Annotated in this window: 8 protein-coding genes; 4 read left to right on the forward strand and 4 right to left on the reverse strand. The window is 40.5% G+C overall.

Annotated features, from left to right (window positions below; all coding sequences use genetic code 11):
* Positions 1–164: 164 nt before the first annotated feature.
* Both VB740_RS15925 and VB740_RS15930 read left to right on the forward strand, forming a co-directional pair.
* Positions 165–1484: a dihydroorotase gene (locus VB740_RS15925; RefSeq protein ID WP_323200944.1), complete on the forward strand. Its 1320-nt coding sequence runs from the start codon at positions 165–167 to the stop codon at positions 1482–1484.
* Between the two features lie 585 nt (positions 1485–2069).
* On the forward strand, positions 2070–3245 hold the full coding sequence (locus tag VB740_RS15930; protein ID WP_323200945.1) for a patatin-like phospholipase family protein: 1176 nt from the start codon (positions 2070–2072) through the stop codon (positions 3243–3245).
* An 802-nt stretch (positions 3246–4047) separates the two neighbouring features.
* On the opposite strand, the gene tsaE is transcribed toward VB740_RS15930, so the two are convergent.
* A complete protein-coding gene (gene tsaE, locus VB740_RS15935; RefSeq protein WP_323200950.1) occupies positions 4048–4503 on the reverse strand; it encodes a tRNA (adenosine(37)-N6)-threonylcarbamoyltransferase complex ATPase subunit type 1 TsaE in 456 nt (151 codons plus the stop codon).
* 66 nt (positions 4504–4569) lie between these two features.
* Positions 4570–5979: a gluconeogenesis factor YvcK family protein gene (locus tag VB740_RS15940; RefSeq protein WP_323200946.1), complete on the reverse strand. Its 1410-nt coding sequence runs from the start codon at positions 5977–5979 to the stop codon at positions 4570–4572.
* Between the two features lie 174 nt (positions 5980–6153).
* Between VB740_RS15940 and ruvC the strand changes: the two genes are divergently transcribed.
* Positions 6154–6645, forward strand: a complete 492-nt coding sequence (gene ruvC / locus VB740_RS15945; protein ID WP_323200947.1) for a crossover junction endodeoxyribonuclease RuvC — start codon at positions 6154–6156, stop codon at positions 6643–6645.
* 319 nt (positions 6646–6964) lie between these two features.
* Here the strand turns inward: ruvC and VB740_RS15950 are convergent, their stop codons facing one another.
* Together VB740_RS15950 and VB740_RS15955 are read right to left on the reverse strand one after the other, a co-directional pair.
* A complete protein-coding gene (locus tag VB740_RS15950) occupies positions 6965–7528 on the reverse strand; it encodes a hypothetical protein (protein ID WP_323200948.1) in 564 nt (187 codons plus the stop codon).
* A gap of 11 nt (positions 7529–7539) precedes the next feature.
* The gene (locus VB740_RS15955; protein ID WP_323200949.1) at positions 7540–7680 is read right to left on the reverse strand and encodes a hypothetical protein; all 141 of its coding nucleotides are present in this window, start codon (positions 7678–7680) and stop codon (positions 7540–7542) included.
* Between the two features lie 236 nt (positions 7681–7916).
* Between VB740_RS15955 and VB740_RS15960 the strand changes: the two genes are divergently transcribed.
* A partial coding sequence (locus VB740_RS15960) for a transposase family protein (RefSeq protein WP_323200951.1) occupies positions 7917–8023 on the forward strand: 107 nt, incomplete at its 3' end.

Below are 8023 nucleotides of genomic sequence, written 5' to 3' on the forward strand. Positions count from 1 at the left end.
TACCATCTTTCTTCCCTCATGGGAATATTCCTGGTATTCCTACCTGGGCAGTTACCTTTTTTTTAACGCGCGGCAAAAATTGGTTACTCCGGGCGCGAATAAGTTTAACCTAAAAGCATGGTTCTCTGTAATACATAGCTCCTTGTCTAAACTTTTTTAACTCTATGTCATCTCCACAAATTTTACTGATTCGCCGCGCTCGCATAATTCTACCCAATGGTGAACTGATGATTGGGGATGTGTTGACCCGCGATCGCCAGATAGTCGAAGTTGCCCCAGAAATCTCCCAAACGGCACTAGCCACTGAAATTGACGCAGAAGGGTTAACTTTGTTGCCGGGAGTTATCGATCCGCAGGTACATTTCCGGGAACCTGGACTAGAACACAAGGAAGATTTATTCACCGCCAGTTGTGCTTGTGCCAAAGGCGGAGTCACTTCCTTTTTAGAAATGCCTAATACGCGCCCCCTGACAACCACACAGCAGGCTTTAGATGACAAGCTAGAACGTGCCTCACAAAAGTGCTTGGTAAATTATGGGTTTTTTATTGGGGCAACACCAGAGAATCTCCCAGATTTGCTTTTAGCAAAGCCAACACCAGGAATTAAGATTTTCATGGGGTCGATGCATGGCCAGTTGTTAGTTGATGGCGAAACAGCCCTATCTGCGATATTTGCCAAAGGCGATCGCTTGATTGCCGTTCATGCCGAAGACCAAGCTAGAATCAACCAACGTCGCCAAGAGTTTGCCAACATCCACGATCCAGCCGTTCACTCACAAATTCAAGATAATCAAGCGGCTTTGCTGGCAACCCAACTAGCATTAAAACTTTCTCAAAAATATCACCGTCGTCTGCATATTCTGCACATGTCAACTGCCGAAGAAGCAGATTTGCTGCGTCAGGAGAAACCTAGTTGGGTAACAGCTGAAGTAACGCCACAGCATTTGCTGTTGAATACCAGTGCTTATGAGCAGATTGGTACTTTAGCACAGATGAATCCACCGTTGCGATCGCCCCACGATAACGAAGTTCTCTGGCAAGCTTTACGCGATGGTGTGATTGATTTCATCGCTACAGATCACGCGCCGCACACCTTAGAAGAAAAAGCTCAAGAATATCCTAATACTCCTTCGAGAATGCCTGGGGTAGAAACTTCGCTGGCTTTGATGTTAACTGCGGCGATGGAGGGAAAATGTACTGTGGCTCAAGTTGTTAACTGGATGTCAAAAAATGTCGCTGTGGCTTATGGTATTCCCAATAAAGGAGCGATCGCACCTGGTTATGATGCTGATTTAGTGCTTGTAGATTTAAATACATACCGTCCAGTCCGGCGCGAGGAACTTTTAACCAAATGCCGTTGGAGTCCCTTTGAAGGCTGGAACCTCACCGGTTGGGCTACAACCACTATTGTTGGTGGTGAAGTAGTTTATGACAAAGGCCAGGTAAATACGCAAGTGCGGGGTCAAGCTTTAACTTTCTTATAAGGAAATATTTATTGAAGCTTACGTAGTTAACAAAAAATTATACATCAAAGCCATACTTGAACTGGCAAGATTTTTATCTATCCAGAGTCAAGACTAGACCAATGCGGTTTAGTTAAAGCTAAAAGGCGAAAATTCTTATTTTTCTTCCTTTACCCTTTTAACCAAAGGGTATTGACTTGTCGTTGTATCAAAAAGTGCAACTTGAAACCCTGAATTTATTTATAAATGTCTCAAGCCAAATCTTCAATAACTACTTCCTTCCCGCTATAAAATTACCTATTTATTCCTCTTTTACCTACAAAGCGTTCTTCTCTGAAATACGCTTTGCGTAGCTTGCTTCTACCTAGTACAGCGCGGCGGAAATAAACAAACCATTCCAAATCAACAAAACGCTGACGTTGTATTTATTTTGACTTTTGACACTTCGACTCCGCCTTGCGGTACTAGGAGTCTGCGTCTACGTAAAAAAACTGAGGTATCTTCCAGCCGGATAAGAGTAAACAAGCTAATAGAACGGTATTGCGATTTATCTCATGATGCTGGTTCCCAGAAACATAACTATAAAAATAATCAAAGAGAATAACTATGTCCTTCAAAATTTTGGCTTTAGACGGTGGCGGTATTCGTGGTGTCGTTGCAGCACGAATACTTCAACAAGTAGAACAAGAAATTAGAAATCAGGGCAAAGGAAACTTCTTACACGAATACTTTGATCTGATTGCTGGCACTTCTACCGGTTCAATATTAGCAGGAGGGATTGCTGTAGGAAAGGAAAGTAATGAACTCATTAAACTATATCAAGATAGAGGTAAAGATATCTTTCCTCTGGATAGAAAAGAGCGCTATAAAAACTTTCCGCCCCTCATAAAATCAATTATTGATGTATTTTCAACATCTAAATATTCTCATAATGGAATTATTAACGTCCTTAAAGATGCGTATAAATCCACAAAAATAAAGGATATTGAAAAACCTATTCTCTTAATTCTTGCTTACGATACGCTATATCGTAATACAACCTTTTTTACAAACTGTCATCCTGATCTAGGAGATAGATGGTACGATGACTGTTACTTATGGGAGATATGTACCGCTTCTGCCTCAGCCCCTACTTTTTTTCCACCATATAAATTAGAACCTGTAGATAAAGAAAAATTTGGTGATTGGGAATTTCCACATATTGATGGAGGAGTTTCTGCTAATAACCCTGCTCTGGCAGCTTTGAGTTTAGTTATGAGGATTAGTCAGTCTTCAGTATCTCCAACAATCAAGCAAAAATATAAACTGGATAATCTACGATTGGAAGATATTTCTATCCTTTCTATTGGCACAGGTCAAACTGGTGAACCATATCAATATAAGCAAATAAGCAAATGGAGAGGCTTAGACTGGGTACAAAATCTGACTAACATATTTATGGAACCTACATCTGAGATTGATAGTACTATTTGCCGACAAATTATGGGTGGATACGATTCTAAACGTTATTTACGGCTTCAGTTTAACTTAAATGAAACATTTAAACCCAAGCCAAAAGAGACTTATAAAGATCCCCGCATTGTATTAGCTCCAGAAGATCGAAAAAACCAATTTACAGGGAAAAAAGTCACTGAAGAAATAGATAACACTAATCCGGAGATTATTGAGCAGTTAATAAATACTACTTCTGCATTCATTGCTAAAGGTCTTACGTACTATACCAGAGACGACTCCGGTTCTCCAATAAAAGAGGCGATCGCCTCTTTCATTAAAGTTAACTAGTGCATCTACGTAGACATCTTATAGGAATCCGATAGCGTTCGCGTAGCGTCTCGTAGAGAAGCGGTAGCGAGTCAGACGCTCCTGCGTCGCTCTAAGCGTTCGCGGTAGCGTCTCGTAGAGAAGCCATGCCGCAGGCTTTACGCTGCGCTATCGAGCGTCTTTGGTTCCTAAATCACTCGTAGAGATAGGAAACAGGTAAAAAGGAATAAAAGTGTGCTGAGTTTTTTTTAAGCAATCAAATATGAGTCCTATAGTGCCAATTAATATAGGAAAAACATCTCGTATTTCTACATAATTATCGTAGAAATACGAGATGTTTTATTTAAAGCTTTATTAATATCAGTGTGAATTACAGATGTAAATAAAATAATTTATTGCTATTTAAAATTACTTAAATTAATTTTTAAACATTTTATAAATCAGTATTATTCTGTATATATTATGACTTTGCTTTGGGTATATTGAGTCTAAGGAAAAGTTAGACAACTTCTACAGAGCTTGATGTTGTTTAACTTTCTCTACTAGCTTTGGCTGCTAAATAATCCAGATTGTTTCTCTTAATGACAGTAGAGAAACAATCGGGTTAAACCAAGCTGACTAAGCTCTGTGAAAACTCTCATTTAACCCAACAACAGTTTAGATTTTCTTAATTCATACTCTATCTAAATCAGTTAAAAAACTGATTATTGCAGTAATAAAGCTGCTGTTACAAAGTTTTTTCATTTATTTTGGGTTGAGATAACAATGTTAGTGATTTACAGTGGTGAGCGTGGTAGTGGCAGATAGAACGAGTGTGAAGTTCTTAAATCGCGGCAATGACTTCGCTAATGGCACAATTGAAGGGTAGAAGTTCGACTTGACGAGTACCCCCATGCTCATAAGTCAAACTCACACTTAAATAGCTATCTGGCTTGTAGGGCAATCGTTTTGCCCATTCAACTGCCACAATTCCTGGTATGACTTCAACACCTTCCCAATAACTTTCTAAATTTAGGGCTGCAACTTCTTGTGGTTCTAAGCGATATAAATCTAGGTGATAAAGGGGGATGCGTCCTTCCGTGTACTCATTAATCAGAGTGAAAGTCGGACTGACAATAGGTTCAGTGATTCCCAAACCCTTGCCAATACCTTGAACTAGGGTAGTTTTACCAGCGCCTAAATCACCTTCTAGTAAAATTACACTACCAGGGGTCAGGGATTCACCGAGAGTCATACCTAAGCGTAGCGTCGCCTCTGTATCTGCAAGGAAAATTTTCATAATTTGGGAATGGGGCATTGGTTATTCACTAATGACAAATGACCAATGACAAATTTTCATTTTTCTTCATTTTGAATTTTGAATTTTGAATTTTGAATTTTGAATTCCCCGGAGGGACTGACCTCTACCGTACCACCGCAACAACACTCGTGCTAGTTTCTGCGGATTGTGACGGACAAAACCCGTTTCATCTTCATACAAAACATTAGCTGGAACAATCCTTCGCCCTAGCTGAGTGACAGCTTCTCTATCCAGAAAGACAGGATGGGAGTTTTGTTGAGCGTAACGCATGAGCGATTGCTCTGAGGGGGCTTTTTTGTGTATCAGTACAGCATCAAATAGCCGTCTTTCCCCACAAGCAGCATCAATTGCTCTGATGTGATCTGCAACAGTGTAGCCTTCAGTTTCTCCTGGTTGAGTCATTATATTGCAGATATAAATACGGGGGACATCTGTTTGAGCGATCGCATCGGCAATTTCTGGTACTAATAAATTAGGAATCAAGCTTGTATACAGGCTACCTGGGCCAATAATGATGTAATCAGCTTCTTTAAGTGCCTTAATAGCTGCTGGTACCGCCGGAGGATTAGCTGGAATGCAGCCAATTTTGACAATTTTACCGCCAGCTTTGGGAATGCTAGACTCCCCATCAATGCGGCGACCATCGGCTAATTCTGCCCAAAGATGAACATCACTGAGAGTTGCTGGTAGTACTTGTCCCCGTACCGCTAGCACTTTAGAACTGGCTGCAACTGCTTGTTCTAAATCTCCAGTAATGTCGCTCATTGCCGTCAAAAACAAATTACCAAAACTGTGACCTGTTAACCCATCTCCAGCCCGAAAACGGTATTGAAACAATTCTGTTAATAACTTTTCTTCATCTGCTAAAGCAGCCAAACAATTGCGAATATCCCCTGGTGGTAGCACTCCAAATTCTTGACGCAACCGCCCAGAAGAGCCACCATCATCGGCGACAGTGACAATAGCAGTAATATTAGCGCTGTAGGTTTTCAGTCCCCTCAACAACGTAGAAAGTCCCGTACCACCGCCAATTACCACTATTTTCGGGCCTCGGTACAATCGATGATGGGCCAACAAGACATCAATGAGTTCCTCTCCGCCTTCTGCTCTTAGTACCTTAGTAATTGAGCCGACAGTGCGAGTTTGCCCCCAAAGCACTAACAGCAAGCCGCAAAGCAGTACTAAAGGCCCACTGATATAGTTGGGTAAAATGTTGGTGATTACTCCCAGGAAACCCCTAAACAACTCAATCATCCAAAAAATTGGGGTCAGCTTAATCCAGATAGCTAAACCCAAACTCGCCAGCAGTACACCCCCAATGCTGATCAACAACCAACGTTTTACCGATAGTCCAGGGGATAACCATTTGAACCACTGGTTAACCCGATAGGAAGTACGAGAACGCGACTGCTTTTGCAGGGCGTTGAGGGCTTGTCTGAGAAAACCAATTGACATACCTAATTTGGAGCAGTGCTACAAATAATAATTAACAGAAAATGTACACCACTTGGTTTAAAACACTAGGCGTGAAACTATTATATTTGTCAATCCCATTAGACTAAGAACAAGTGGTCAAGATTGCCAGTATTTCTAGTTAAACAATATCCTGGGTTGGTAAAAGTGAATTTGATGGAAAAACGAATTTTAGGATTAGATCCAGGACTGGCAATTTTAGGATTTGGGGTAATTACTTGCATACAAAATCCTAAAAAAGTACAAGAGACTACAGTAAATATGCTTGATTTTGGAGTAATCAAAACGTCGGCAGATGTAGAAATGGGACAGCGCCTATGTACCTTATTCGATGATTTACACACCGTAATGGAGGAATTTCAACCAGATTTGGTTGCGATCGAGAAACTATTCTTCTATCGTATGTCAAGTACAATCCTGGTTGCACAGGCGCGGGGTGTACTCATTTTGGTGTTGGGTCAGCGTCGTCTTCCCTATGTAGAGTTTACTCCTGCTCAAATTAAGCAAGCTTTAACAGGCTATGGCAATGCTGATAAGTTAGATGTGCAAGAAGCGGTGGCGCGGGAGTTGGATTTAGATGAAATTCCCAAGCCTGATGATGCTGCGGATGCTTTGGCAGTAGCTTTGACTGCTTCTTATCAGCTATAGGTTGTAAAACGAGAATAAAGTTGGAAACTGAATAATAAACTTGGAAACTAGAGAATAAACTTGGAAACCAACTGGTACAGATGGGAACTTGGATCAAGAAATCAGAATTTCAGAATCTATGTAAAATTCTGATCTCAAGTAAATAGGTAGGCAGGATAAAACCGATATATGTTTAGTTTTGTCAAAACCGTGAAATAAAGAATTTCTAAGGTATTGCCTAAATTTATATTTCGTTACATACTTGGAATTCTCCAACACACTTACTTAGTCGCGATTACTGAAGAACAATTAGTTACCCTCTCTACGTATGCCCAATAAATTAAGTAGCCGTCATAAACTTAGGTAGTATTTTTGCATACGCTTGCAAAAAGGCAACAGCTTTACCTGTATCTCTCAATTGCTCAAAAACCAACACAAGGCGTTTAAGGATGGCAGGATAGTTTGGGCGTTCGCGATTCAACAATAACAAAATCTTCGCGGCATCTTCATACCTTGCCTGTAAACCCAAAAGTGAAGCTTTTTTAAGTAACAGGTCTGGCAAAAGACCCTCAATTGCTAAACACTTTTCTACCATTTCAAAAGCTTGATGAATTTGCCGCGTTTGCATATATGCAGCTAATCCAATGCGACAACGATCGCCTCTTAAAGGAGAATCGGCATTTAACAAGTATGGATGTGCTTCAATATCTCTTAAGCAATCAAAATACCTTCCGTCTCTGTATGCTGCGGTGATCATCAGTAAGAAAGCATGAGGGTCAGAGCTACTTTCAAACTCTAAATGTGCTAAATTTTCTAGTTGAGAGTAGGCTCTTGCTTCTAACAACCGTAAAGCCTGGGTTGACCAATCTTCAGAAGGTTGCTGCCGATGTGACAAGATACGCATGGGTCGATAATCTATTTGAGTATTAGCAACTTGTCTAAATGCGATCGCCAAACCCAATCGTAAGTACCATCTCCTAAACATTCAAGGAGTTCGTAGCGATCGCCTAATCGCCGATCAGCGCGTGCAATAAAAAATTTGGATTTGCGACTCATTAATTTACCCTCAGAATAATGTCTGACAGGTATAGTAAATGGTTACTATTTTTTTCCATCACGAATTCCAGCAGTAGTAACTGTCCCTTCATGCTGCCTTTTACCCGTTCTTTTGCTTGAGTTTCAAATCCTCTATTGATAATTTGCTGCAAACTTGACTTTTCAGGGGATGAGATGAGTTTCTTGCTCCAGTAAGCCAACAATAAAATTTCTGACTGAGGTTTCGTACCAACGGCATCCAGTTTGGAGTAAGTGAGTCCACAGCAAATGATACATTGAATTATTGGCTGCCACTACTGAGAGAATTGTTACCATCCAGTTTAATTGAACAGGTAAAAAAAAA

This window comes from Nostoc sp. UHCC 0251 (assembly GCF_034932245.1).
GTDB lineage: Bacteria > Cyanobacteriota > Cyanobacteriia > Cyanobacteriales > Nostocaceae > Nostoc.

What these genes read in the sequence shown, in the direction of transcription:
- VB740_RS15925 (WP_323200944.1), top strand. Translation starts at nt 165, where the DNA reads ATGTCATCTCCACAAATTTTACTGATTCGCCGCGCTCGCATAATTCTA.
- VB740_RS15930 (WP_323200945.1), top strand. Translation starts at nt 2,070, where the DNA reads ATGTCCTTCAAAATTTTGGCTTTAGACGGTGGCGGTATTCGTGGTGTC.
- tsaE (WP_323200950.1), bottom strand. Translation starts at nt 4,503, where the DNA reads ATGAAAATTTTCCTTGCAGATACAGAGGCGACGCTACGCTTAGGTATG.
- VB740_RS15940 (WP_323200946.1), bottom strand. Translation starts at nt 5,979, where the DNA reads ATGTCAATTGGTTTTCTCAGACAAGCCCTCAACGCCCTGCAAAAGCAG.
- ruvC (WP_323200947.1), top strand. Translation starts at nt 6,154, where the DNA reads ATGGAAAAACGAATTTTAGGATTAGATCCAGGACTGGCAATTTTAGGA.
- VB740_RS15950 (WP_323200948.1), bottom strand. Translation starts at nt 7,528, where the DNA reads ATGCGTATCTTGTCACATCGGCAGCAACCTTCTGAAGATTGGTCAACC.
- VB740_RS15955 (WP_323200949.1), bottom strand. Translation starts at nt 7,680, where the DNA reads ATGAGTCGCAAATCCAAATTTTTTATTGCACGCGCTGATCGGCGATTA.